Consider the following 25699-nt stretch of genomic DNA (forward strand, 5'->3'; position numbering starts at 1 on the left):
CTCAGCACCTCAGCACCTCAGCACCTCAGCACCTCAGCACCTCAGCACCTCAGCACCTCAGCACCTCAGCACCTCAGCACCTCAGCACCTCAGCACCTCAGCACCTCAGCACCTCCGTGGCATGGTAATTGCTCTTTTTATAGATAGTGACGGTCGTTTGGCGGCCGCCGCAATGAAGATTCGTGAGCATCCGCCGGCGAGACCAGCCGGCGGTGATACCTAAACAGGGCGCTGTCATGACTACCTTACCTCCGACCAGTTTTATTAGTCCTGCCAAAGATGGCCACAAGCACAGCGCGGCGACGGCGCTTAACGACCGGGCTGAAGCGGCGCCACTACTGCCTTTCAGCAATGTGATGGCCGACCAGTTACCGGCGACGGAGGCGACGGCAGGACCGGGTGTAGCGCTCTTGTCTGCACAGCCCCTGGCGGACTCGGGGGAGTTGGCGGGCGAGTTCGTCGCTGACCTGGGCCTCACTTCGGCCGCAGAGGACGGCGGCAAGATATTGCCCGAAGAGCGACAAAATTTGCCGCTCTTCGGGGGGGCTGCCCAAGTCAATTTGGCCAGCGGCGCAATCGCTCAGGCGCCCGGTGAAGGCAGCGATGCTTCCGTTAAAAGGCGAATTCCGGAGACACCGCTCACTGTGAAAAGTGGCGCGGTGGAGGCACCTCCGCTCGGCGGCGGCGAGTTGTCGTCGGCCGCTGCCCGCAGTGGCGGAGGCTCAGCACTACTATGGAAGGTAGCACCGGCGGCTGCGCCTGTTGAGGGCGCGGCGGCGTCAGCAGGCGCGACTAATAGAGGAGCTGAGGGAGACGGGCCATTGCTGGCATTCGGCGCGGCAGCGCGCGGTGTTGACGCCGCTGTATCGGCTTCTGCGCAGGCAGCGGTGCTGACACCGGCACCATCGCAGCTCGATGTGGCGGCAAGTGAAACACGCTTGGACGCGGGTGAGTTGACGGACGTTGCGCGCCAGCTCGGTGCGCGGCCGATGGCCGGTGCCGAGAAGGCGAATGCACTGCAGCTGACAATAAGCCAGCACGCAATCGATGATCCGGGTTGGAGTCAGGCGCTGGGTGCGCGCCTGCAGTGGATGGCGAGTCGCGGTGTACAGAGCGCGACCCTGCGATTACACCCCGAGGAGTTGGGCGGTATTAACGTGCAACTGAGTATGAATGGTGATCGCGCCGCCGTGCAGTTTCAAACCCAGCACAGCGAAACCAGCGAGTTGCTAGAAAGGCTGATGCCGCGCCTGAGTCAGGCCATGGAGCAACAAGGCCTGCGTTTGGAAGACGCTAAAGTGAGCCATCACACGGCGTGGGGCGAGGCACAGCAACAGAATCAACAGTTCGCCGATCGCAATCAGCAGTTTTTTGCGCGACTCCAACGGCCCGATGTGGCGCTCAGCGACAGTGAGCCGGAGGTGGTGAGGACATCTGAGCGCCGCGACTCGGGCGATTCGTCGGTCGACGCCTACGCCTGAGTCGAGTCGTTCGTTAGCGTCTTTTTTCCTGATTTCCCTTCCTTAAGCAGTAGCTAACTGCCGGCGATTCCTCTGCGGATCGCTTTTTCTGGCGTCGCCAATAAATTGGCGGCGCCGTATTCTTGTTTCTTAACGTACTGATTTTAATCAAAAAAATTGAATGGCATGGCGATTGCAGATAACGCTCTGAGACACTCTTATGTTGATATTTTGGCGCGTGTCGTCACAACGTTTTAAGGCTTTAGCACTATGTTGAAAAATAAATTTGTACTGATTGGCTTGGTTGTTGTGCTGCTGCTGGCAACAGCGGGGGGCACTTGGTTTTTCGTGAGTGGCAATGCGCCGGTTGAGGTCGCTGAGGGCGCAGAAGGGGAGAAGGCGGTTAAGGAGAAGGAGTTAGCCAAGCCGGTGCTTTACAGCCTAGACCCTTCCTTTGTTGTGAACTTGCTGAATGAACGGGGCACCCGCTTTTTACAGGTCGACGTGCAAGTGATGAGTCGCGATGAGAAGGCCATCGACCGGGTGAAGGAGCACGAAGTGCAGATCCGCCATGAGCTGATCATGATGTTCAGCAGTTTGACGCGCGACATGATTGTCGATCGCCAGGGGCGAGAAGCGGTGCAGCAGCAAACGGTGGACAGTATAAACCGGGTGCTCAAAGCCCAAGTGGGCAAAGCGGGTGTCGACGCGGTGTATTTCACTAAGTTTGTGGTGCAGTGAGGCGAATGTGAGCAGCGTACTAGACCCCGAAGAGCTCGAAGCGTTGATGGCGCAGGAGCAGGGCGGCGCGGTAGAGGGCAAGTACAACCTTGCCCGGCAAGACTACGCGGTGCAGCGCCTGATTCCCACATTGTCGCTGATCCAGTCCCAGTTTGCCGCCGCTGCCTGTCGACGCATGGGTGAATTCATTAGCGGTATACAAAGTATCGAAACCGACCGTATTACGGTCATGAAGTTTGATGAGCTGCAGGGCGCATTGCCGGCGCCCTGCAGTATCTCACTGGTTTCCGGTATGCCGCTGGGTGGCCGGTTGATTATCGCCTTTGAGTCAGAGCTGGTGTTTCACCTGGTCGACCGCTACTTCGGTGGTTACGGCAGCGCTGCTGCCGATGCCGCTCGCGAACAGTTTTCAGCCTCTGAATACAGTTTTATGGAAATCTTGGCCGCGGCCCTGCTGCCCGATCTCGGTGAGGCGTGGAAGGTGGTGATGGCCGGGACCCCGACGATAGAGAGCCAGTGTAGTGACCCACGTTTACTGGAAGGGTTTAGTGACGCTGACTCACTGGTCGCTACGCGCTTCTCCGTGGATATCGGCGACTTCACTGGCGGGCTTTGGTCGGTCGTGCCGTGGAGTGCCATTGATGCGGTGAGAGATAGTTTGGCGGAGAGCGGTGGCGCCAATAAAAAGCCGGCCAGTGAAGAGTGGCGAAGTCGTATGGCCACGCGCCTGGACGAGACCTGCGTGGAGCTGGTGGCGAAGCTTCCGGGTACGCGTATCAGTTTGCAGCGCGTTGCAAACTTAACTGTGGGTGAGGTGATTGAGTTGCCGTCGGCTGAAGAGGTGTTGTTGATGGCCGGTGAGCAAGCGCTACTGCGCGCGTCGTTGGGCAGTCACCAGGGGCAAATCGCCGTAAAAGTTCTAGGCCCGGCGGGGCGCGGCAGACCAGATTCTGATGTTTAAGGGGAAGGTAAATGGCAAGTGATTTGAATTTGGACAAGATCATGGATGTTAACGTTGATGTCTCGGTAGAGGTGGGGCGTCGGCGGATGAGTATTCGCGACATCAAAGCCCTGAACCAGGGGGCGATCATCGAACTGGATCGCGCTGCCGGTACCCCGTTGGATGTACTGGTCAATGGCACGTTGGTGGCCCGTGGGGAAATTGTCGTGGTCAAAGAAAAGTTCGGCATTATGCTCACCGAAGTGCTGGGGCAGGATGAGGAGGGCGGCGAGTGAAGCCTGTGGCGGCAGTGTTAATGCTGCTCCCATTGTCGTTGGCGCACGCTGGCGACGCCGCCGATAAGGTCGCATTGCCGATAGCGGCGGGTGAGGATGTGATCGGTTTGCTCGGCAGCCTGCTGTTGATGGCTCTGCTGTTAGCCGCCGGACTGTGGTTTTTGCGTCGCCTGCGCAGCGCTCAGGGGCCCAATCGCGGTGGGGTCGAGGTAGTGGCGCAAATTCCTTTAGGGATGAAAGAAAAACTGCTGGTCGTGCAGGTGGGTGAGCAGAGTTTACTGGTGGGCTGCACGCCTGCCTCTATGCAAACCTTGCATAGCTGGCCCAGTGCCGACAGCCCATCGCTGCCGCCGACAGGTGATTTTGCCAAGCTGCTAAAGGGGCGCTTGACCGCACTAAAACCGGAGCGCAGTGATGAACCGCGCTAACGTTCTCGCCTTGTTGTTGATGTTAGTTCCACTGGCGGCATCGGCGGCTGATCCGCTGTCACTGCCCGCAGTAAGCAGTGCTGCGAATGCGGCCGGTGGTCAGGAGTACAGTGTATCGCTGCAACTTCTGGCGATCATGACGGCCTTGACGCTGCTGCCGGCGTTGTTGCTGGGGATGACGGCTTTCACGCGCATTATGATTGTGTTGTCTATTCTACGGCAGGCACTGGGCACCGGGCAGACACCGTCGAATCAAGTGTTGTTGAGTCTGGCGCTGTTTCTCACGTTATTCATTATGTATCCCATCGGTGAGCTGGCCTACCAGCAAGCCATTGCGCCTTATTTGGCGGAGGAAATGCCTTTTCAAGAAGCGGTGCAGCAAGGGTTTGCGCCGTTTCGCGAATTCATGCTCAGCCAAACGCGCGAGGATGATATCGCCCGCTTCGCGAGCATTGCTGGCCACGATGCGTATCAGCAGCCGGAAGATGTGCCGTTTTCGGTGTTGATGGCCTCGTTTTTAACCAGTGAACTGAAAACCGCATTTCAGATCGGCTTTTTGATTTTCATCCCCTTTGTGGTGATCGATTTGGTGGTCGCCAGCGTGCTGATGTCCATGGGCATGATGATGTTGTCGCCGATGATGATTTCACTGCCATTTAAAATCATGTTGTTTGTGCTGGTCGACGGTTGGGGGCTGATCATGGGCTCGCTGGCGGCGAGCTTTTATCGCTGAGGTTGCCATGACTCCGGATACTGTGATTGAACTTGGTCGTCAGGGAATGAATATCACGGTGTTACTCGCTGCGCCGCTACTGCTATCTGCCCTCGCTGCGGGCTTGTTGATCGGTATGTTTCAAGCGGCAACCCAGATCCAGGATATGACACTGAGCTTCATTCCCAAGCTGGTCGTGCTGGTGGCGGTGCTCGGTCTCACCGGGCCGTGGATGCTGCGCCATTTACTTGATTACACGCGGAATCTGTTTGAAATGATTCCCCTGTTGGTGGGCTGATGATCGCGGTCAATGAGGCGCAAATTCTGTCGTGGATGGCGGCCCTTTGGCTGCCTTTTGCGCGTGTCAGTGGCGTGATGTTAACCGCACCGCTGTTCAGTGCCTCCTATGTGCCAATGCAGGTCAAAATTGTGCTCAGCGTAGTGATTTGCATGGTGCTCATGCCGCTGTTGCCGGCGCCGCCTGCCGTCAACTTGCTGAGTCTTGGCGGTATGTTGTTACTGGCTAACGAGCTTCTGCTGGGGCTGTGTATCGGATTCATTGTCCAGCTGGTGTTTGATGCCATCGTACTCGCCGGCCAGTTGATCGCCAACGGTATGGGGCTGGGGTTTGCCATGATGTTAGATCCGCAGCGCGGTGTGCAAGTGCCGGTGTTGTCCCAGTACTTATTGATTATCTGCATGCTGTTATTTGTGGCCCTGGACGGCCACCTCAACCTATTGAGTCTGTTGGCACGCAGCTTTGATATTTGGCCCAGTGGCGGTCGAACCGTCGGGCCGCAGTCCCTGAACACGGTGCTGCTGTGGGGGAGTGAGCTGTTCTCTGGCGCGATTCGCGTGGCGCTGCCTGCGATTATTGCTCTGCTGGTCGTTCAAGTTGCAGTGGGTGTTATCAGTCGCGCCGCTCCGACTCTTAATTTGTTTGCGGTGGGCTTTCCTCTGGCGATGTTGATGGGGTATTTGATTGTCGATCAACTGATACCCAACTTGTTGCCGGTGTTGACTACCCTGTTGGAACGCGCGCTGACTCAACTGTCGGTGTTCCTGGGAGGCTGAGATGGCGGAGAATCAGGACGGTCAGGAACGTACCGAAGAGGCATCGGCAAAGAAATTGGCCGATGCCCGCAAGAAAGGCCAGGTGCCCCGCTCAAAGGAGCTGGCGACGATGATGGTCACGGTGGCCGGCGCGCTGATGCTGATCGCATCCGGTAGTTTTATGGGTGAGCGCATGCAGGCATTGCTGCGCGGCAGTCTGTCGGCAGATTTTTTGCTCAGCCCTGCTGAGCGCATGCCCGGACAACTCTATGCCTTGTTACTACACGGCTTGCTGTCGATTTGGCCATTGATGCTGGTGGCATTGTTGTCGGCGATTGTCGCCAATGTGGTGCTGGGCGGCTGGACCTTTAAGCTGAGCCTGAAGCTGGACCGTCTGGATCCGATTAAAGGGGTGGCAAAGCTGTTTTCCGTACGCAGCCTGGGTGAGCTGTTCAAGTCGATCGCCAAGATGAGCTTCATCGGATTGGCGGCGTTTTTTTTGCTGCGCTTTATGGCCGAAGACATGCTCGGCTTGGGCATGCAGTCGCCGCGTCAGGCGATTGTTAACAGCGCGGGGCTGCTCGCCTGGTTCTTTTTTATTGTCAGTTTGCCTCTGGTGGTGATTGCCGCTATCGATGTTCCCTGGCAGCTGTGGAACTACAAAAAAGAACTGCGTATGACCCTTCAGGAAGTGCGGGATGAACACAAGGAGTCTGACGGCCGCCCCGAAGTGAAGGCCAAGTTGCGCGAGATGCAACAGGCTGCAGCGCGCCAGCGAATGATGGAAAAGGTACCCACAGCCGATGTGGTGATCACTAACCCGACCCACTTTGCAGTGGCCTTGCGATACGACGAGGCGCGCTCGGCAGCTCCGGTGCTGGTTGCTAAGGGCGCCGACCAGGTGGCAGCGCGGATTCGCGAGTTGGCCAAGGACAATGCCGTTAGCATTGTCGAGTCACCGCGTCTGGCGCGGGCGGTTTTTGCCAGTACGGAATTGGATGCGGAGATTCCCGCCGGCCTGTATTTGGCGGTGGCGCAAATTTTGACCTATGTCTATCAGCTGCGCAGTTGGCAGGCCGTGGGTGGCGACTATCCGGTGGCGCCTGAACCCGAGGTCGATGACAGCTATCTCAAAGATTTACTGTGAACGGCGGTTATCAGCCCGAAGTTAAACACTGAGCGAGAATATTAAATGGCTACTCAACAAATCAGCGTGCCCAATTGGGTTCAGGGAATAGCTGGCAGCGGTATTGGCGTTCTGCTGTTAATGATGGCCTGTTTGGGGATGCTGGTTATTCCCATGCCCCCCGTGCTTCTGGATCTGCTGTTCACCTTTAATATTGCCCTGTCGCTGGTGATTATCATGGCGGTGATCTATGTCGAGCGGCCTATCGACTTCTCGGTATTTCCCACGGTGCTGTTGCTGGCAACGCTGTTGCGTTTGGCCTTGAATGTGGCGTCCACACGGGTAGTACTGCTCGAAGGACACACCGGCCCTGGTGCGGCGGGCAAGGTGATTGAATCGTTTGGCGAATTCGTGATCGGCGGCAACTATGTGGTCGGTATGGTGGTGTTTGTCATCTTGGTGGTGATCAATTTTGTGGTGGTCACCAAGGGCGCGGGACGGGTGTCGGAAGTCACCGCTCGTTTTACTCTGGATGCCATGCCGGGCAAACAGATGGCGATCGATTCCGATCTTAATGCCGGCATTCTCAGTCAGGAAGATGCCAGCCGCCGCCGTGAGGAAGTGCGCACCGAGGCCGATTTCTACGGCTCGATGGATGGTGCCAGCAAATTTGTCCGCGGCGATGCCGTGGCGGGCATTTTGATTCTGTTCATCAACGTGCTGGGCGGGCTCGGGGTGGGCGTCGGCCAGCACAACCTCAGTTTTTCCCAGGCCATGCACAACTATACCCTGTTGACGATCGGTGATGGCCTGGTGGCGCAGTTGCCCTCCCTGCTGCTGTCCACTGCGGTCGCGATTATTGTGACGCGGATATCGCGCTCGCAGAATATGGGCGAGCAGATGGTCGGCCAATTGGCGGCGAAGCCGCAGGTTCTGTATATGGTCGCCACCGTGATGGGGCTGATCGGCATTATTCCTGGTATGCCGAATATGGTTTTTCTGTTGCTGGCCGCACTGTGCGCGGTGGGGGGCTGGTTGATTGCTCATCAAGCCGATAAACCGGCGCTGGTCGAGGAGGGCGATTCGCCGGAAACCCTGCCTGAAGTTAAAGAGCCGAGCGAGCTGAATTGGGATGAAGTCACACAGATGGACGTGGTCAGCCTGGAGGTCGGCTATCGCTTGATTCCTCTCGTTGACCGCAATCAAGGGGGAGAGTTGATTGCGCGGATTACCGGGGTGCGCAAAAAACTGTCGAAAGATCTCGGTTTTTTGGTGCAGGCGGTGCACATCCGCGACAACCTCGAGCTGTCGCCCGGCAGCTATCGTATTCAACTGCTGGGTGACAGCGTTGCCCAGGGGGAGATTCAGGCCGGTAAGGAGTTGGCGATCAATCCCGGTGGCGCCCAAGGGGGGCTCAGCGGTTTGCCGACCAAAGACCCGGCCTTTGGCATGGATGCCATTTGGATCGATCCCAGTCAACGGGATCAGGCGCAGACGCTGGGGTATACCGTGGTTGACCCCTGCACGGTGGTTGCGACGCACCTGAGTCAGGTGATTAGGCAGCACGCCCACGAGTTGCTCGGTCACGAAGAAGTGCAGCAGTTGTTGGACCGCTTGGCTGCCAGCGATCCGAAGTTGGTCGAGTCTTTAGTTCCGCAGCAATTGCCGCTGAGCGTGGTGGTTAGGGTGTTGCAAAACCTGCTTAAAGAGAATGTGTCAATTCGCAGTATTCGGTTAATTGCCGAATCTTTGGCGGAGCAGGCGCCGCGTAGTAAAAATCCTGACGAACTTTTGGAGGGGGTTCGCGTTTCTTTGGGTCGAATGATTGTTCAGGAAATCAATGGCTTAGAGGAAGAGTTGCCGGTTGTTGCGCTCGATGCAGAGCTGGAACAGATGTTGCAGGATATGGTGAGAGGAGGCAGCGGCGCCATTGGTTTGGAACCGGGTATTGCCGAACGCATACAGCGGGAGTTGGCGGACTTTAGTAATCGCCAAGAACTCGCAGGGCAGCCTTCGGTGGCATTGGTTTCGCCATCGATCCGGCCCTGGTTGTCGCGGTTTACGCGGCGCAGTGTGCCTGCCCTGCATGTGCTGTCCTATAACGAAGTGCCGGATAGCAAGGAAGTGCGTTTGCTGTCGACTATCGGCCAGCAGGCGCGAATAGCTTGACGTTGGGCTCAGTGGGAGCGGTGAAATGAATGTAAAGACATACCGAGCAGCAGACAGTGAGCAGGCGATGCGCATGATCCGCGCCGCTCACGGCCCCGATGCGGTGATCTTGGATTGCAAGTCTGTTGCTGGCGGTGTTGAGCTGGTGGTGAGCTGGGAATCGCTCGATGGCGGTTCGGCGTCGTCCGCGGAGTCGAGTACTTTGGCGGCACTGATGAATCGGCGTGACGCCGCCGATCAGCGCCAAAAAATTGACGAGCTGCCAGTCGCGCCACAACTGGCCTGGTCACAGGGGGATGAGCTGCTGCATCTCAAGCAGGAACTGGCGGCGATGAAGTCGATGCTGACGTCTCAGCTCAAGGATCACAACTGGCAGGCGCTGAGCGCCGAGCAACCCGCGCAGCGGGGCTATCATCAAATATTGTCGGCAATGGATATCGAGCCGGGCATCGCCGAGGCGCTGCAGCGCGAATTGCCCGCCGGCGAAAGTGACACGGTGCAGCGCGAAATGCTGAAGATGTTGCTGCAGCGCCGCCTGCCGGTCGCGCCGGCGGCGGATAAAGGGGCGATTTGCCTGTTGGGCCCTCAAGGCGCCGGTAAAACCACCACCGTTGCCAAACTCGCCGCCCAACATGTAATGCGTCGCGGCCGCGACGACATTGCCATTTTAACCACCGACAGCGGCCGCGTCGGGGCCCAGGAACAGCTGCGTGCCTACGGCCGTATCTTGCAGATTCCGGTACACGCTGCCGGCAATGCCGATGAAGCCGCGCGCACCTTCCGGTTGTTGCAGAAAAAGGCGCTGGTGCTGGTCGATACCGCGGGTCTGTCATTTCGTGATCGCGACGGCCTGGCGGAGCTTGAGCAGCTGCTCGGTGTGATGCCCGGATTGCAGTGCTACCTGACCCTGCCGGCCGACAGCGAGGCCTATGTACAGAGTGAGATCATCGATGCTTATGCGCGCTTTTCCCCGGTGGGGGCGGTGCTCAGTCGTATCGACGAAGCCATGCGGCTAGGGGCAGTGCTGTCGAATTTAATTCAGCACCGGCTGCCGGCAGTCTGGTGTACCAATGGCCCGAGAGTGCCGCAAAATCTCAGTGTTGCCGATGCCGGCAAGCTGGTGAACATGGCAATGTGCATGGCGCGCAGCTTCAGTAGCGAGCCGCGTCGCGATGTACAGCGCGAACCCGCCGCACTGTCGTCGGGAAGTTATATTGCGTAGAGCGACCGTCCTGTAAAAGATAAGGAAGCATTATGAAGCCAGTAAAAGTGATTGCCGTTAGCAGTGGTAAAGGGGGAGTTGGCAAGACCAATGTTTCGGTCAATCTCGCCTGCCAGTTGGCGCGTCGCAACCGCCGTGTGTTGTTGATGGATGCCGACCTGGGGCTCGCCAACGTCGATATCATGTTGGGATTGCGGCCCAAGTGGAATTTGTCCCATGTGCTGGATGGCAAGTGTGCGATTCAGGATATTTTGATGCCCGGTCCCAGCGGAATCTCGATTATTCCGGCGGCATCCGGCGTGAAAAAAATGGCTGAGTTGGGCAATGATCAACACGGTGCGATTGTCAGGGCGCTGAGTGAACTCAGCAGCGACTACGATGTGCTGGTGGTCGACACCGCTGCGGGTATTTCCGACAGCGTGATCACCTTTAGCCGCGCGAGTCAGTATGTGCTGGTAGTGGTCACCGACGAACTGACGTCGATGGCCGACGCCTATGCGCTGATTAAAGTAATGAGCCGCGACGCCGGCATTAAACGCTTTAAGGTGTTGCGCAATATGGTTGACAGTCACGACCAGGCCAGGGACGGTTTTGAGCGGCTCAATGAGGTGGCACAACGGTTTTTGGATGTAACCTTAGAGTATGCCGGTTTTATTCCTCGCGATCGTTTTTTGGTGAAAGCCGATGCCAACCAGCAGGCGGTCAGCGAACTGTATCCCGGTGCCGACGCCTCCTTGGCGTTTCGCCGGCTCGCCGAAACGGTTGATAAGTGGCCGCTGCCGGAAGGCCCTAGCGGCAATCTAGAGTTCTTTGTCGATAGAATGTTGCAACCGGGCCACATGGGAGTTGCCGTGTGAGTCGCCATGCCGCCTACCTCGATGTGCAGGTCGGCAGCCGCGATGAGCTGGTGACCCGCCATGCACCGCTGGTTAAGCGTATTGCCTATCACTTGCTCAGCCGGCTGCCGGCTAGTGTTGAGGTGGATGATCTGATTCAGGCGGGCATGATTGGCCTGCTGGAGGCGGGCAGTCACTATCAGGCCGATCAGGGGGCAAGTTTTGAAACGTATGCCAGCATTCGCATTCGCGGTGCGATGATCGATCAGATGCGTCAGGGTTCCTGGGCGCCGCGCTCGGTGAATCGGCAGCTGCGGGAAATTTCTGCAGCGGTTAACCGCGTCGAGGCGCGCTTGGGACGGGAGGCCGGCGCAGCCGATATCGCCGCGGAGATGGGTATTTCGTTGGACGACTACCATGAACTGCTGCGCGACACCTCGGCGGTGCGATTGTTTAGCCTTGATCAGCTTGCCGAGGGCGAGCCCGCGAGCGGCGATGCGCCTGATGACACGCCCCACCGACAGGCTGAGAGCGCCGGCTTGCAGCGGGCTTTGGCGGTGCAGATTGCCGCGTTGCCCGAGCGCGAAAAACTGGTGATGGCTCTGTATTACGATAAGGGCCTTAACTTAAAGGAAATTGGTGAGGTGTTGGAGGTGAGTGAGTCGCGGGTTTGTCAGATCCACAGTCAGGCAGTGCTGCGCTTAAAGGCTCGCCTTGGCGACTGGCTGGCGGCCTAGGAGCGGAACATGCAGAGCGACACGGCGGCAATTGTGCAGTGGTTTGGCGAGTTGAGCGACTTGACGGTACTGGGCATTTTGTTAAGCAGTGCCGGTGTCGCGCTGTTGCTATACCTGTGGCAGGGACGGCGTTCGCGTGACGAGCTGTTGGTTGCCTCCTTGCAGGGGACGCTGGCGGCTCAGCAGAGCAAAATTGATGCCCAGGCGAGCTCTTTGTCGCTGCTCGGTGAGCGGGTGCTGGCGCTGGAGGAATATCTGGAGTTGGTGAGCAGTCGCCAACAGCAGATGGACAGCGACAAGCGCGACGCCCGTTTTTACCAGCAGGCCATCCGCCTGGCCGATCAGGGTCTGCCGGCAGATGAGCTGGTACAGCGCTGTGGTATTTCCCGCTCAGAAGCGGAGTTGATTACGGCGATGCGCAGCAGTCGTTAGTCGTCGCTGCCCTGTTCGTAGATATTTTCGCCCCCTGGTTGATAGTAGTAGTTCTGCGGTAATTTATCTTTTAAGCGGTAGGCAAAGGCGATGACCTCGGCGACCGCGATATAAAGCATTTCCGGAATTTCTTCATCGAGCTCGACGCGGCTTAGCAGGCGCAGCAGTTGCTCGTCCTGATAAATCGGCACATCGTGTTCGTTGGCCAACTCTAAAATGCGTCGTGCGATTTCCCCCTCGCCTTTGGCGCTGAGGGTTGGCGCTGATTCGCCATCATAATGTAGCGATACCGCCATCGTTCCTTGAGCCGGGGACTCCTTCATGCGTGGTCATCCAGTAGTGAGCTAAAGGCGGGAGTTGTAGCGCGCATTGGGCTGGCCTCGCAGTCAATCTGTGGGTCGCTTATCCCCTGGGCACTCAGTCGTTCCCGCAGCTCTTGCTGGTGGCGGGTGAGGAGTTGCCGAGTGCTGGCTTCGCTGGCTTCGAAGTGAATGTGTAATTGCTGGTCGCGGTCGGTCAATACTGCGCGAATTGGGCCCAGCCCCGGCAAGTCAAAGTTCAGCGTTAAGGACCAGCCGCTTGGCGGCAACTCGCTCGGTTCGCCTTGTGCCCGGCTGTCGTCGCGTCCCTCGCGCGGCGGTTGTAACTGGAATTGCCAGACATCGACGCCATCGCGGTCGCGTACCGGCAGTTCGATGACGGCGCTGTGATCACGATTTTGCAGTTGCAGGAGCTGTTGGGCGTCCTGCCGCGCGAGTACGCCGCGCACTTCGCCGAGTATCTGTGTCAGTTGGTCACGGGCTGCTGGCGGCATCGTGGGTTCGAGGCGAGGCTGGGGGTGGAGCTGCCCCGGTAGGTCACTTTTTACCGGTGTGCTGTAGTGTGGCTCGCCGCGCGCCAGGGTATTGGGCGGCAGCGGGCGAGGCGCTTGGGGTGGATGTTGTGCCAGTTTGCCGGGGGGCGGCAGGGCTGGTGGGCCACCGCTTGCTGTGTCGGGGAGTGCTGCCGGCCGCGCCGGACTTGTTGGGGTCTCTGGGCCATAGCTTTTTGCCAGGGGTAGTTGTGGTGATGTCTGACGCAGCTGTAATTGCGCCGCCAAGCGCAGGAGTGCGGCCTTTAGGTCGCGTTCGGGCGGCTGGCCTTTAAACAGGCTGGCTTCTAAAAATTGGCCGCTGTCACGCAGTGCTTGCTGGACACCCGTGGCGTTAAAGAGCTGTTGACGGCGCGGCAGCGTCTCGAGTATCGGCGCCAATAAGCTGCGCAGCGCTGGGTCGCCTGCCTGATGGATGTGCTGGAGACTGGCCATCAGTTGGTTGAGAGGTTGTTGTTGAGGTAGGCGGCCACGCAGCAGGGGGGCGATATTGCTGGCGCCGCGCTGAAGTATTTCCAGCTCTGGGCGCTGCCGCGCATCTCTGCCGGTGACGCGCAATTGGAGCTGCTCCCCTTGGCGCAGGGCGGTTTGACTTTCGGCCATCAGCCGGAGATTGCCCGAGGCGAGTTCGTAGAGATGTTGGGCCCGCTCACCCAGCACCACGGCATTGAGCACCCGGTCAATGGCCAGCACCGGTGCCGGGCCGGCGGGGCGCAGCAGTGCCGCGGGCTGGGTGTTGTGCGTGGGGTTAATGATAACCATGCCAATGACCTGTAATGGCGCTGTACTTGCCGGTGTTATAGCCACATTAACGGCAGCGACAGCAGCGGACTTAAGCGATTTATGAAGAAACTATATCGCGCACGATATAGTCGTGTATTATGTCTTGGTCATTTACCGTCACAGTGCGTTGCCTGCCGCAGCGCTGTTTGCGAGGAGAGAGTTGCTATGAGCAGTTTTTATGATTTTAGTATTAACAGCCTGCAAGGCAAGCCAATGAATTTGGCCGATTACGCCGGAAAATTGGTGTTGCTGGTGAATACTGCGAGTAAATGCGGATTGACGGGCCAGTATGAGGGCTTGCAAGCTCTGTACGATAAGTACCACGCTCAGGGCTTGGTCATTATTGCTGCGCCCTGTAATCAATTTGCCAATCAAGAGCCGGGGGATGCCGAGGCGATACAGGGTAATTGCTTGATTAACTACGGTGTGAGCTTCCCGGTGACCGAGAAAATTGAGGTCAACGGCAAAAACGCCCACCCGCTGTTTGCGTATCTGAAGAAGGCCGCACCGGGGACGTTGACCAATGCGGTAAAATGGAACTTCACCAAGTTCTTGGTGGGGCGGGACGGCCGGCCAATTCGCCGTTATTCCCCGACCACCAAGCCGGAACAGCTCGAGGCCGATATTGTCGCGGCCCTAACCGTCTGAGGTATAGCATGTCTGACGAAGTGCCTGAGGAATTGCGTCTCGATAACCAGCTCTGTTTTCCGCTGTACGCGGCGTCGCGTTTGGTGACGCGCCTGTATAAGGACCGCTTGGAGCCACTGGGGATTACCTATCCACAGTATATTGTGCTGATGATTCTTTGGGAGGAGGCGCCCTGTCCGGTTAAAACGGTCAGTCGGCGGGCGATTCTGAATACCAATACCCTGACGCCCTTGCTTAAACGCCTTGAGTTACAGGGATACATCACTCGTGAGCGCGACGGCGAGGACGAGCGCCAAGTGCTGGTGCATTTGACCCTGGCGGGGCGCTCGCTGCGCGATCGCTGTGCCTGTGTGCCGTGGGAGTTGCTGGAATCCTCTGGAGTGTCGCTGGACAAGATGATTGCCTTGCGCGACATGCTTAACGAGGTATTGCCGGATCTGCGGCGGTCGCTGGAACTGTAGTCGGTCGCGCTGAGGCAGCGGGCACAAAAAAGGGGCGACTGCTTGGCAGTCGCCCCTTTTGCTTATCGAGACCGAGCTTTGCGGACTAGCTGAAGGCCTTGATGATATTGCCCAGCATTTCCTTGGCGTCGCCAAAGAGCATGCGAGTGTTCTCTTTAAAGAACAGCGGGTTTTCAATACCGGCAAAGCCCGATGCCATGGAGCGCTTGAGTACAAACACATTGCGCGCCATATCGACATTGATGACGGGCATGCCGTAAATCGGGCTGCCTTCCATCTCGCGGGCGGCGGGGTTAACCACGTCGTTGGCACCAATAACGATAGCCACGTCGAAGGTTTCCATGCGCGGGTTGACGGCGTCCATTTCCAGCAGCAGGTCGTAGGATACGTCGGCCTCGGCCAGCAGAACGTTCATATGGCCAGGCATACGACCGGCAACGGGGTGGATGGCGTACACCACCTCGGCACCGTTCTTTTCCAGAATTTCCTGCAGCTCTTTAACCACGTGCTGGGCCTGGGCAACCGCCATACCGTAACCGGGCACGATCACCACGCTGGAAGCGGCTTCCAGTACGTAGTAGGCGTCGTCGGCAGACATCGGCTTGGCTTCGCCTTCGATTTTCTGTGCGGCGCCACCACTGGCAACGGCGCTGAAACCGCTGAACAGCACATTGCTCAGCGAGCGGTTCATCGCTTTACACATGATTTGCGTCAGGATAATCCCGCTGGCGCCAACCAGAGAGCCGGCAACAATCAGAATGATGTTGTTGATGGCAAAACCGGCCGCACAGGCCGCCAGGCCGGAGTAGCTGTTCAGCAGTGAAATGACCACCGGCATATCGGCGCCGCCGATGGGGATCACCAGCATCACACCCAGCAGGAAGCTCAGACCAATTACCGCGTACAGATACAGGCTGACGCTCGGGTTCATGGCAAACAGCGTGGCAAAGACGATAATGGCGATGATCAGCGCGATATTAAAGAAACGCTGTCCAGAGAACACCAGTGGTCGCCCGGGCATTTTCTCGCTGAGTTTGCCGTAGGCAATCAGCGAGCCGGTGAAGGTGATGCCACCGATCAGGATGGACAGCACAATGGTGACCATCTGGAAGGTGTCTGCGTCCATGCCGTACAGTGCCGCCCAGCCTACCAGCAAGCTGGCGATACCGCCGAAGCCGTTAAACAGGGCAACCATTTCTGGCATGGAGGTCATGGCGACGGAGCGTGCGACGACGGCGCCAACCAGGCCACCGGCAACGATGCCGACGGCGATCCATTTGTAGTCGATAATGCTCTGGTCGAGCAGGGTGATAACCACGGCGATAAACATACCCACCGCAGAAACCAAGTTACCTTTGCGCGCTGTGGCTGGTGAGCCAAGCATTTTAAGGCCAAAAATAAACAATACGGCCGCTGCCACATAGGACAGGTTGACCAGCAATTCAATACCCATTACTTAGCGTCTCCCTGTTTTTTCTTGAACATGGCGAGCATGCGATCGGTCACCATATAGCCGCCGATGACATTGATGGTGGCCATGGCGACGGCGATAGTGCCGAGAACGGTGGCCAGCTGCGAGTGCTGGGCGCCGGCGGACGTCAGTGCGCCGACCAGGGTGATACCAGAAATAGCGTTTGAACCCGACATCAGCGGTGTGTGCAGGGTGGCGGGTACTTTGTTGATCAGCTCGAAGCCGAGAAAAATCGACAGCATCAAGATGAAAGCAAGAAATACGATTTCCATCTTTTTCTCCTACTTAATCAGGTTGTTGATGGTGTCGTTAACGATCTCGCCGCCGTGAGTGATCACACAGCCTTGCAGAATGTCGTTTTCGAAGTCGATAACCATCGCTTGTTTGTCTTTGTCCCAGCCTTCGTCAACCAAGTTGAAGAGGTTGGAGGAATACATCTGACTGGCGTCGCGGCTGACGTAGTTGGCCCAGTTGCCGTTGCCGACAATGGTGACACCGTCGACTTCGACAGTTTCACCGGCGACTGAACCTTCAACATTGCCGCCAGTTTCCGCTGCCATGTCGACAATCACGCTGCCGGGCTTCATGCCGGCGACCATGTCTTTGGTCACCAATACCGGTGGTTTGCGGCCAAATACCTGGGCGGTGGTGATAACGATGTCGGACTCGGCAATTTGTTTTTTCTGGCCTTCGAGCTGCAGCTGGCGCTGCTCTTCGGTCAGTTCTACGGCGTAACCGTCTTTGGTTTGGCCGGTCTCGCCCAGGTCGATTTCCAGGAACTTGCCGCCCAGCGAGCGCACTTGCTCGGCTACCACGTCGCGGGTGTCAAAGGCGACAACCTTGGCGCCCAGGCGCTTGGCGGTGGCAATGGCCTGCAGGCCGGCAACGCCGGCGCCAATGATAAACACGGTTGCCGGCTTCAGGGTGCCGGCAGGCGTCATCATCATCGGCAGAATGCGCGGCAGCTTGGTGGTGGCAATCAGCACCATAACGTAGCCGGCAAGGCTGGCTTGCGAGCTGAGCGCATCCATCTTCTGTGAGCGGGTGCTGCGCGGAATCATTTCCATGCTGATGGCGGTGACCTGCTGGTCGCGAAACGCCTTGATTAACTCGTGCTCGTTGAAAGGGTCCAGGTAGCTGACGTGAATACAGCCGGCCTTCAGCTGTTTGATTTCGTCGATGGAGGGTTTGCCAATGCGCAGCACAACATCGGCTGCAGACAGAATCGCTGCGCGATCCTCTACTACCGTTGCGCCGGCGTCGACGTACTCCTGGTCACTGAAACCACTGCCCAGGCCAAGTCCCGCTTCAATCTGAACGACGGCTCCCGCGCGCACCAATTTTTTGGCATCGCTCGGAATGATCGCAACTCGATTCTCCCCAGAGGCGAGTTCTTTTGGAATTCCTAAGAGCATCTTTAAAGATCCATTGTTGATTTTGATTTGGGTGTTGCTAGTTTTTAAAGCGGCCTAGGATATTACATTGAGCGCTAAGAAGCGATAACACCGGTTTCAGTTAATTTAAGCTAACAATTTCAAAACCTTATAGATTTCCATAATGGTCTAATTCATATGGCTGATGGCGAAGATTGCCGCTGGTGATACTTGTTGAAAGTGTTCATATATCACTTTTATGAGCTATTTATATCTAACTGGCTGTTACCTAAGCATTTAACAGCATACATTTAGACAGTGTGGCCGAGCGGTCTCTGAAGGGGGGCGAGGTGCCGGGTTAACGGAGCTTTCACTTATTTTATTTATTGCGTGCGCTGATTGTTGATGCTTAATAAACCCGTGTGGATTATGTTGCTGACCACTCTGGCCTATGCTGTGGCGGGGCGGTTGGCGCTGTTACTGGCGATTCCGCCGGGTTACGCCACGGCGATCTGGCCCGCGGCCGGGATAGCCTTGGCGGTGTTGTTGCTGTGCGGCTACCGGTTCTGGCCAGCGGTGGTCGCGGGTTCCTTCTTGGTGAATGCGCCGGGTGCGCTGGTGTTGGGGCAGGGGGCTGGAGCGCTGCTGGTCTCGGCGCAAACGCCGCTGTTAATTGGTAGTGGGGCGGCCCTGCAGGCCCTGTTCTCGGTGTGGCTGCTGCGCCGCTTTGTGTCTTACCCCGTTAGCTTGGATACCACCGCGTCGGTGCTGAAGTTTATTGTGCTGGTGTGCGGGCTGGGCAGCACCGTGAGTGCCAGTGTCGGGGTGTTGGCGCTGCTGGCTGGCGGGCAGTTGGCCGCCAGCAATGCCTTGTATAACTGGTTCACTTGGTGGGTGGGCGACGGCCTGGGGGTGATGCTGGTCGCGACGCTTATCTTTGTGTTTTGGGCCGAGCCGCGGGGTATTTGGCGCAGTCGCCGGCGGTTGCTGCCGCCGGTGTTGCTGCTCGCCTCGCTGGTTATGGTGGTGCTGTACGTCTTAGCCAGTCGTTGGGAAATGGCCCGTCAGCAGGGGGGGTTTGAGCGCCACGCCAGCCAGCTCTATCAGCAGACTGAGGCGGTGTTGCGCAGTTATTTCGAAAGTCTGTATGCGGTGCAGGCATTTTTCGCGACGACTGACGCAGTGAGTGCGGCAGACTTTGAGCGCTTTGTCAGGGGCACATTGGCCCGCAATGCCGGTTTTCAGGGCATCGCCTGGAATCGGGTTGTCGCGCACAGTGAGCGGGCGGCGCTTGAAAAGGCGCTCAGTGAGGAGTTGGGCGAGGCGGTGGTACTCACTGAAGTGGACCAAAATGGTACGCGTATGCGCGCGGCCGAGCGCGATAGCTATGTGGTGATTCGCTATATCCAGCCGCTGGAGCACAATCGCGCCGCGCCCGGTTACGACATCAGTGCGAGCCCGGCGCCGCGCCGCGCATTGCTGAATGCTTTGCGGCGGGCGCCGGCGGCCACGTCGCCAATTCGCTTGGTGCAGGAAACCGGCGAGCAACTGGGGGTCGTGGTGTATTTCCCGGTTGTGCGGGAGGACGGTCGCCTGCGCGGCTATGCTGCCGGTGTGTTTCGGTTGGGCGACTTGATGGAAACGGTGTTGGCTAACGAGAGCCTGCGGGGGCTTTCCCTGTGCTTGGTCAGCGGCGGTGCGAAGCCGCAAACGCTCTATAGCAAAGGTGAGGGGCGCTGCGGGCAAGGCGCGCTGTTTAGCCGCGCCTGGGAAGTGCAGTTTGCCGATCAGCGGTGGCGCTTGGAAGTCGCCGGGGGGCAATCTTACTTAGTCGGCAGTCGCTCAATTATTCCCTGGGGGATGCTGGTGACGGGACTGCTATTCGTCGGCTTGTTGGGCATGTGGCTGCTGGTGCTGACCGGGGCTAAATTCCGCTCGGAGGAGAGTGGCCGCGAGCTGACGCGGATGTTGGCGCAGTTGCGCGAAACCCAGGGACAGCTGGTCGAGGCGGAAAAGCTGGCAGCCCTGGGGGGCATGGTGGCCGGCTTTGCCCACGAACTGAATACCCCCATTGGCATTGCAATTACCGCCGAGTCGACCCTGGCCGCTGACCTGCGGCAATTGGAGGAGCTTGAGCTTGAGCGTGGGGTGGATGAGGAGTCGTCTGAGCGGCGTCAATCCCTGCTGCGGCGGATGCGCGAGGCGTCGACGATGGTCTTGGACAACCTGCAGCGCGCCGGCAATTTGATTGACAGTTTCAAGCAAGTCTCGGTGGATCAAGCCGGTGCGGATATGCGGCGGATTAATTTGTACGATTATCTGCATGACTTGCTGCTGCATTTGTCGCCCAATTATCGTCGCGGGGGGCACGAAGTGCATTTTGACTGCCCCCGCGATATTTATCTGCAAACGGTGCCCGGTGGGTTGGCGCAGGTGGTGGTGAATTTGATGAATAACGCCATCAACCACGCTTTTGCGCCGGGGCAGAGCGGCTGTATTCGGCTGTGGGCGGAGCGCGAGGGCGAAGAGGTATTGCTGCATTTCAGCGATGATGGCGTGGGTATGCCTGAGGCGGTGTGCGAGCACGTATTTGAGCCGTTTTTTACCACTCGCCGGGGTGGTCGTACGGCCGGTAGCGGCTTGGGCTTACACCTGGTGTACAACATCGTGCGGCGCCAGCTGGGCGGTGATATCCGTGTCAGTTCGACACTGGGCGAGGGCAGTTGTTTCACCTTGCGTCTGCCGCTGTCTGCAGAGGAGGGAACGAGCGGTTCGCGAGAGGCGCGCTTTGATGCCCTGCCAGAGCGCCGCAGCGGTTTTATGTAGTCTGGCTTTTGCTATGGGTGAAGGCCGGTAAACAATAACTCCAGAGAGTTGCGGATATCCGCCAAGCCCTGTGTATAGATGTCGGGCGATGACAGTTGTTGGTGGTAGATGCCCATCATTTGGCCGCGGACATACAGTGCCAGTTGGCGGTCGCTGCAGTCGCGGCGTACCAAGCCGTGTTGCTGGGCATAGCGCATGATTTGAGTGAGGGTGTCGACGTTTTGCTGGCGGTTTTTTTGCAGTTGTTGGTTCACGGCCGGCGACTCATGGCAGAGGCTGTAGCGCATGGCAAAACGGGTGATCTGCTCGGTGGTGGGCGCTTCCAGCAGGCGCTGGTATGAGGCGAGCAAGGTGTCCGTCAGTGCCTGCAGGGTCATCCGTCCCGCCGCGGCGTCCTTCAACAGGCTTTGCATCGCCTGCTCTAGTGGTGTGCTCAGGCGGTCAATCATCGCGCCGATCAGTTCATCCTTGTTCTTGAAGTGCCAGTAAATAGCGCCGCGGGTAACGCCAGCGCTGGCGGCGACGTCGCTCAGTCGGGTGTTGTGAATGCCATTCTCGGCGAATAGCTGTTCTGCCGCTGTCAGCAGGTTGTCGCGAGTGATGGCCGCCTCGGCTTTTGAGCGTCTCATTCTTGCCCTGGTCTAGAATAGTGGTATTAAGGTGTTTGGCACTTTACATACCTGCGTGCATGTATGTAAAGTGCCGCAGTCTTTGCTCGTCTCGGATTATCCGCCTATGAAATTTCCTGTGCTGGCGCGCCGCGCCCTTCAACTGCGTGCCGTTGCGCGGTTTCAACTGCTGTTTGTCGCGCTCGCCGGCGTGTTGGTGGCCTGCGATGAGGCTGCGGTGCCGGCGCCGGTGGAACGCGCCCAGGCGGTTAAGACACTGTTGCTCAGTCCGGCCGATGTGCCGGTGAGTGGCCACTATGCCGGCCGCATGGAGAGTTCGAAAGAGGTGCAGGTGCGGGCGCGCGTTGAGGGGATTTTACTGCGCCGTGCCTACATGGCCGGTCAGCGTGTCGAGGCCGGACAGTTGCTGTTTGAGATTGACGCCGCGCCCTTCGAAGTGGCGCTGAGTCGCAGCCGCGCCCAGTTGGCAAATGCGCGCGCGAGTCTGTCGTCGGCGGAGCGGCGCTGGCGGCGCGCCAGTGAGTTGATTCAGAGCAATGCCATCAGTCAGCGCGATCGCGATGATGCGGAGTCGGGGCTGGAGCAGGCCCGAGCCGCAGTGCAGCTCGCCGAGGCGGAGGTAAGTGCCGCGCAGATCAACCTCAGTTATTGCCAGGTAAAGGCGCCGATCGCCGGTATAACGAGTCGCGAATTGGTGTCGGAGGGCTCTTTGGTCGGCCCCAATAACAGCTTGTTGACCACGATTACGCAACTCGATCCGCTGTGGGTCAATATGTCGCTGCCCGATGAAATGGTGCTGTTGCTGCGGCGGATGATTAAAGAGGGCGAGTTAAGCTACGACGAGAGTCAGAAGGCCGTGATTATCGAGACGGCGGGGAATCAGCAACACCCCTATGCCGGCCACATTGATTTTAGCGACAGCGCGGTCGATCGGCTGACGGGCACTGTGCAATTTCGCGCAACTGTCGCCAACCCGGATGGCAGTTTACTGCCGGGGCAGTTTGTGCGGGTGCGTTTGCAGGGCTTGTATAGCCGCGATTCTCTGGTGCTGCCGGAGCGCGCGGTATTGCAAAATGCCCACGGTAGCTATGTGTATGTGGTGAATGGCGAGCAGCGTGCCGAGGTTCGTCAGGTGGGGCTCGGCCTAGAGGTGGAGGGCGGCTATATTGTTGAATCCGGCCTGCAGGCGGGTGAGCAGGTGGTGGTGGACGGTCTGGTCAGGGTGCGCCCCGGCGCGCTGCTGGCGCCGGAGTTGATAAGCCTGGCTTACGACTACGGTCCGAAACCGCACTTTGCTGATGCGCCGCGCCAGCGCTTGCTGACGACCGCGAGCGCGGGTGCAGAGGTTGGGCAATGAGCGCGCGCTTTTTTATCGATAGACCGGTTCTGTCCATCGTTCTGTCGCTGTTGATCTTACTGGCCGGTGGCGCGGCGCTGGGACAGCTGCCGATTTCGCTATACCCGCAGATTTTGCCGCCGCAAATCGTCGTCACGGCGGTCTATCCGGGTGCCAATGCCGAAACCTTGGCCGAGACGGTAGCGGCGCCCTTGGAGCAAGAGCTGAACGGCGTGGACGGCATGTTGTATATGAACACCCAGGCCTCTGCTGCTGGCACGGTCAGTATTAATGTGACCTTTGCCACCGGCACTGATCCCGATCAGGCGGCCATTGACGTCAGTAATCGTGTCGCTGTGGCGGAGAATCGCCTGCCGGAAGCAGTGAAGCGGCTGGGGGTGGTTGTCGACAAGCGCTCTACAGATATTTTGATGATCTTTTCGCTGTCGTCGAAACTGCCCCAGTACGACGCGATATATCTGAGCAATTACGCCCTGCTTAACATTATCGATGAGTTGCGTCGTTTGCCGGGCATTGGCAGTGCGCGGTTGATGGGCGCTCGCGATTACGCCATGCGAATCTGGTTACAGCCAGATCGCCTTGCCGAGCTGGGACTGACGCCGGCCGATGTTGCCAAGGCGATACGCGAACAGAATGCCAATTTTGCCGCGGGCAGTTTTTCGGCGGAACCGGTGTCCAGCGACGAGCCCTTTACCTATGCGGTGAGCACTCAGGGCCGGCTGGCGACGGTGGCGGAGTTTGAAAACATTATTATTCGCGCCGAGGCCAATTCGGCAGCGCTGCACTTGGGGGATATTGCGCGGGTCGAGCTGGGCGCCAAGGATTATTCCTTCCGCGGAAGTTTTAACGGTGAGCCCGCGGTGCCGGTGGCAATGTATTTGCGCCCGGGGGCCAATGCCCTGGAGACCGCCAAGGCGGCGCAGGCGGTCATGGCGAGAGTCAAAGCCGCCGCGCCCGAGGGCGTGGATATCGAGCTGGCGTTTGATGCGACGGTATTTGTCGAGCACTCGATCAAGGAAGTGGTGGCGACGTTCTTCGAAGCATTGCTGCTGGTGATTTTGGTGATGTTTCTGTTTCTGCAGAATGTGCGCGCCACGTTTATTCCCTTGCTGGCGATTCCGGTGTCGATTGTCGGCACCTTTGCCGGCTTGTACGCGCTGGATTACTCCATCAATTTGCTGACCTTATTCGGGCTGATTTTGGCCATTGGTATCGTGGTTGATGATGCGATTATTGTGATCGAAAACGTCGAGCGCATTATGGCTGAAAAGCGGGTAGCTGCCATCGATGCGGTGCGCGAGGCCATGGCTGAGGTCAGCGGGCCGTTGATTGCGATTGTGTTGGTGCTGTCGGCGGTGTTTTTACCGGTGATCTTTATCGATGGTCTAAGCGGCGAGATGTACCGGCAGTTCGCCGTGGCGATCACCGTTTCGGTGGTGCTGTCTGGTGTGGTTGCGCTGACGCTCACCCCGGCACTGTGCGCGATAATGCTCAAGCCGCACGGTGCTCCGGCTGAGCGCGGGGGGGCATTGGCGGCGTTTGAGCGGGGTTTTGATGGCTTGCGCAATGTGTATCTGCGGCTAACCGCCATGGCCTTGCGCCGGCCTGTGGCAGCGTCAGCGGTGTTTTTGCTGTTGGTGTTGGCGACGCTGTGGTTATTTAGCCGATTGCCCGCCGGCCTGGTGCCCGCCGAAGATCAGGGCTATATCATGATGGCCTACAACACCCCGCCGGCGGCCTCGCTGTCGCGCACTGCGGCGGTGACTGACGCGATGGCGCCGCGGGTGCTGGCTCAGCCCGGGGTGAAGTCAATTATGACCTTCTCCGGTTTTGATATTTTGTCGTCGACGCTGAAAACCAATGCCGGGGCTTCGTTCATCATCTTTGACGACTGGGCACAGCGCGAGCAGCCCGGCATGGACTCTCAGGCTTTGGCCGCCGCGATGCCTGCCTTGGGCGCCGATCTGCTGGATGGTCAGATGATGGCCTTCAATCCGCCGCCGATTATGGGCTTGAGCAGTACCGGCGGTTTTGAATTTTATCTGCAAAGCCGCCTAGGCGGCGATCTGGCGAGTCTGAACAGTGCGGTGTGGAAATTGGTGGCAGCGGCGAACCGGCAGCCGGAACTGAGCCGTGTATACAGCACCTTCCGCATGGATACGCCGCAATATAAGTTGACGCTGGACCGCGAAAAGGCCATGAGCCTGGGGGTGCCAGTGGCCGATGTCTTTAGCACCATGCAGGCGACGTTTGGCAGTCTATATGTCAACGACTTCACGCTGTTTGGTCGCAGCTTTCAGGTGAATTTGCAGTCTGAGGAAGAGTTTCGGCGCTCGCCCAACGACTTGGGCAAGGTGTTTGTGCGTTCCGACACGGGCAGCTTGATACCGCTGGGCTCACTGTTGCAAGTGGAGCGGGTGGTGGGCCCTGACGCGGTGGCGCGTTTCAACGGCTTTACCGCGGCAAAAGTCCTGGGGGCAGCGGCGCCGGGCTACAGCTCGGGAGAGGCCATTGCGGCATTGGAGCGAGTCGTTGGCGAAGTGCTGAGTGATGATTACAGCGTCGGTTGGGTGGGCAGCGCCTACGAGGAAAAATCGTCAAGCGGCAATTCCAGCAAGGCCTTTGTCATGGCGGTGATCATGGTATTTTTGATTCTCGCCGCGCAGTACGAGCGCTGGTTGATGCCGGCGGCGGTGGTGATGGTGGTGCCCTTTGCACTACTCGGCGCCGCGCTGGCCGCTGCGCTGAGAGGCTTGGATAACGATATTTATTTTCAGATTGGCTTGGTGTGTCTGATTGGCCTGGCGAGCAAGAACGCCATCTTGATTGTTGAGTTTGCCATGCAGCAGCGCGACCGGGGTATGACGATCACCGATGCGGCCCTGGCGGCGGTGCGCCTGCGCTTCCGGCCAATTGTGATGACTTCGCTGGCCTTTACCCTGGGTTGCTTGCCGCTGGCCTTGTCCAGTGGTGCCGGTGCGGCCAGTCGCATTGCGCTGGGCACTAGTGTGATCGGCGGGATGCTGGTGGCCACTTTTGTGGCCACGGTATTTGTTCCCTTGTTTTATGTGTTGATGGCTCGGCTGGGCGAGCGACTGGCGGCGGCAAAAGCCGATTAACCGTGCGCC

General features: G+C 58.4%; 25 protein-coding genes. 19 read left to right on the forward strand and 6 right to left on the reverse strand.

Annotated features, from left to right (window positions below; all coding sequences use genetic code 11):
- The first annotated feature begins 236 nt into the window (after positions 1-236).
- From ABYM29_RS05225 to ABYM29_RS05290, 14 genes are all read left to right on the forward strand, one after another.
- Positions 237-1481 (forward strand): flagellar hook-length control protein FliK, encoded by a 1245-nt coding sequence (locus ABYM29_RS05225; RefSeq protein WP_372863006.1) that lies wholly within the window; start codon positions 237-239, stop codon positions 1479-1481.
- 249 nt (positions 1482-1730) lie between these two features.
- Positions 1731-2201, forward strand: a complete 471-nt coding sequence (gene fliL / locus ABYM29_RS05230; protein WP_372863008.1) for a flagellar basal body-associated protein FliL — start codon at positions 1731-1733, stop codon at positions 2199-2201.
- A gap of 7 nt (positions 2202-2208) precedes the next feature.
- Positions 2209-3162 (forward strand): flagellar motor switch protein FliM, encoded by a 954-nt coding sequence (locus ABYM29_RS05235; RefSeq protein ID WP_372863011.1) that lies wholly within the window; start codon positions 2209-2211, stop codon positions 3160-3162.
- A gap of 11 nt (positions 3163-3173) precedes the next feature.
- A complete protein-coding gene (fliN, locus tag ABYM29_RS05240; RefSeq protein WP_372863013.1) occupies positions 3174-3437 on the forward strand; it encodes a flagellar motor switch protein FliN in 264 nt (87 codons plus the stop codon).
- Positions 3438-3457: 20 nt separating this feature from the next.
- Positions 3458-3865 carry a flagellar biosynthetic protein FliO gene (gene fliO / locus ABYM29_RS05245; protein ID WP_372863016.1) on the forward strand — a complete coding sequence of 136 codons (408 nt, stop codon included), beginning with the start codon at positions 3458-3460 and terminating at the stop codon, positions 3863-3865.
- Positions 3852-4598, forward strand: a complete 747-nt coding sequence (gene fliP, locus ABYM29_RS05250) for a flagellar type III secretion system pore protein FliP (protein WP_372863018.1) — start codon at positions 3852-3854, stop codon at positions 4596-4598. The genes fliO and fliP overlap by 14 nt, the downstream gene beginning before the upstream one ends.
- Before the next feature lie 7 nt (positions 4599-4605).
- Entirely contained in the window at positions 4606-4875 is a 270-nt protein-coding gene (gene fliQ / locus ABYM29_RS05255) for a flagellar biosynthesis protein FliQ (RefSeq protein WP_372863021.1), read from the forward strand.
- Positions 4875-5651 (forward strand): flagellar biosynthetic protein FliR, encoded by a 777-nt coding sequence (gene fliR / locus ABYM29_RS05260; protein WP_372863024.1) that lies wholly within the window; start codon positions 4875-4877, stop codon positions 5649-5651. The genes fliQ and fliR overlap by 1 nt, the downstream gene beginning before the upstream one ends.
- A gap of 1 nt (position 5652) precedes the next feature.
- Positions 5653-6777 (forward strand): flagellar biosynthesis protein FlhB, encoded by a 1125-nt coding sequence (gene flhB, locus ABYM29_RS05265; RefSeq protein ID WP_372863026.1) that lies wholly within the window; start codon positions 5653-5655, stop codon positions 6775-6777.
- A gap of 45 nt (positions 6778-6822) precedes the next feature.
- Positions 6823-8925 (forward strand): flagellar biosynthesis protein FlhA, encoded by a 2103-nt coding sequence (flhA, locus tag ABYM29_RS05270; protein WP_372863029.1) that lies wholly within the window; start codon positions 6823-6825, stop codon positions 8923-8925.
- A gap of 25 nt (positions 8926-8950) precedes the next feature.
- Positions 8951-10147, forward strand: coding sequence for a flagellar biosynthesis protein FlhF (flhF, locus tag ABYM29_RS05275; RefSeq protein WP_372863032.1), 1197 nt, complete (start codon positions 8951-8953; stop codon positions 10145-10147).
- A gap of 32 nt (positions 10148-10179) precedes the next feature.
- Positions 10180-11004 carry a MinD/ParA family protein gene (locus ABYM29_RS05280; RefSeq protein ID WP_372863035.1) on the forward strand — a complete coding sequence of 275 codons (825 nt, stop codon included), beginning with the start codon at positions 10180-10182 and terminating at the stop codon, positions 11002-11004.
- Positions 11001-11720, forward strand: coding sequence for an RNA polymerase sigma factor FliA (locus tag ABYM29_RS05285; protein WP_372863038.1), 720 nt, complete (start codon positions 11001-11003; stop codon positions 11718-11720). The genes ABYM29_RS05280 and ABYM29_RS05285 overlap by 4 nt, the downstream gene beginning before the upstream one ends.
- 9 nt (positions 11721-11729) lie before the next feature.
- A complete protein-coding gene (locus ABYM29_RS05290; protein WP_372863041.1) occupies positions 11730-12152 on the forward strand; it encodes a DUF2802 domain-containing protein in 423 nt (140 codons plus the stop codon).
- Here the strand turns inward: ABYM29_RS05290 and ABYM29_RS05295 are convergent.
- Together ABYM29_RS05295 and ABYM29_RS05300 are read right to left on the reverse strand one after the other, a co-directional pair.
- The gene (locus ABYM29_RS05295; RefSeq protein WP_372863042.1) at positions 12149-12475 is read right to left on the reverse strand and encodes an EscU/YscU/HrcU family type III secretion system export apparatus switch protein; all 327 of its coding nucleotides are present in this window, start codon (positions 12473-12475) and stop codon (positions 12149-12151) included. The genes ABYM29_RS05290 and ABYM29_RS05295 overlap by 4 nt on opposite strands.
- Positions 12472-13785 (reverse strand): flagellar hook-length control protein FliK, encoded by a 1314-nt coding sequence (locus ABYM29_RS05300; RefSeq protein WP_372863045.1) that lies wholly within the window; start codon positions 13783-13785, stop codon positions 12472-12474. The genes ABYM29_RS05295 and ABYM29_RS05300 overlap by 4 nt, the downstream gene beginning before the upstream one ends.
- A 186-nt stretch (positions 13786-13971) precedes the next feature.
- On the opposite strand from ABYM29_RS05300, the gene ABYM29_RS05305 reads away from it, so the two are divergent.
- Complete coding sequence (locus ABYM29_RS05305; protein ID WP_372863048.1) at positions 13972-14454, forward strand: glutathione peroxidase; 483 nt, start codon at positions 13972-13974, stop codon at positions 14452-14454.
- An 8-nt stretch (positions 14455-14462) separates the two neighbouring features.
- Entirely contained in the window at positions 14463-14915 is a 453-nt protein-coding gene (locus ABYM29_RS05310; RefSeq protein WP_372863050.1) for a MarR family winged helix-turn-helix transcriptional regulator, read from the forward strand.
- 85 nt (positions 14916-15000) lie between these two features.
- Here ABYM29_RS05310 and ABYM29_RS05315 read toward each other — a convergent pair whose 3' ends face one another.
- The 3 genes from ABYM29_RS05315 to ABYM29_RS05325 are packed head-to-tail and all read right to left on the reverse strand — an operon-like array spanning position 15001 to position 17801.
- Complete coding sequence (locus ABYM29_RS05315; RefSeq protein ID WP_372863052.1) at positions 15001-16368, reverse strand: NAD(P)(+) transhydrogenase (Re/Si-specific) subunit beta; 1368 nt, start codon at positions 16366-16368, stop codon at positions 15001-15003.
- A complete protein-coding gene (locus tag ABYM29_RS05320; protein WP_372863055.1) occupies positions 16368-16658 on the reverse strand; it encodes an NAD(P) transhydrogenase subunit alpha in 291 nt (96 codons plus the stop codon). The genes ABYM29_RS05315 and ABYM29_RS05320 overlap by 1 nt, the downstream gene beginning before the upstream one ends.
- 9 nt (positions 16659-16667) lie before the next feature.
- Positions 16668-17801 carry an NAD(P) transhydrogenase subunit alpha gene (locus tag ABYM29_RS05325; protein WP_372863057.1) on the reverse strand — a complete coding sequence of 378 codons (1134 nt, stop codon included), beginning with the start codon at positions 17799-17801 and terminating at the stop codon, positions 16668-16670.
- Between the two features lie 363 nt (positions 17802-18164).
- Here ABYM29_RS05325 and ABYM29_RS05330 point away from each other — a divergent pair, with 363 nt between their 5' ends.
- Positions 18165-20585 (forward strand): CHASE domain-containing protein, encoded by a 2421-nt coding sequence (locus tag ABYM29_RS05330; protein WP_372863060.1) that lies wholly within the window; start codon positions 18165-18167, stop codon positions 20583-20585.
- 11 nt (positions 20586-20596) lie between these two features.
- On the opposite strand, the gene ABYM29_RS05335 is transcribed toward ABYM29_RS05330, so the two are convergent.
- A complete protein-coding gene (locus ABYM29_RS05335; RefSeq protein ID WP_372863063.1) occupies positions 20597-21214 on the reverse strand; it encodes a TetR family transcriptional regulator in 618 nt (205 codons plus the stop codon).
- A 106-nt stretch (positions 21215-21320) separates the two neighbouring features.
- On the opposite strand from ABYM29_RS05335, the gene ABYM29_RS05340 reads away from it, so the two are divergent.
- Complete coding sequence (locus ABYM29_RS05340) at positions 21321-22571, forward strand: efflux RND transporter periplasmic adaptor subunit (protein WP_372863065.1); 1251 nt, start codon at positions 21321-21323, stop codon at positions 22569-22571.
- Positions 22568-25690, forward strand: coding sequence for an efflux RND transporter permease subunit (locus ABYM29_RS05345; protein WP_372863067.1), 3123 nt, complete (start codon positions 22568-22570; stop codon positions 25688-25690). Before ABYM29_RS05340 ends, ABYM29_RS05345 begins: the two co-directional genes overlap by 4 nt.
- The last annotated feature ends 9 nt before the right edge of the window (positions 25691-25699 follow it).

It is taken from the genome of Spongiibacter sp., from assembly GCF_041602295.1.
Classification (GTDB): Bacteria; Pseudomonadota; Gammaproteobacteria; order Pseudomonadales; family Spongiibacteraceae; genus Spongiibacter.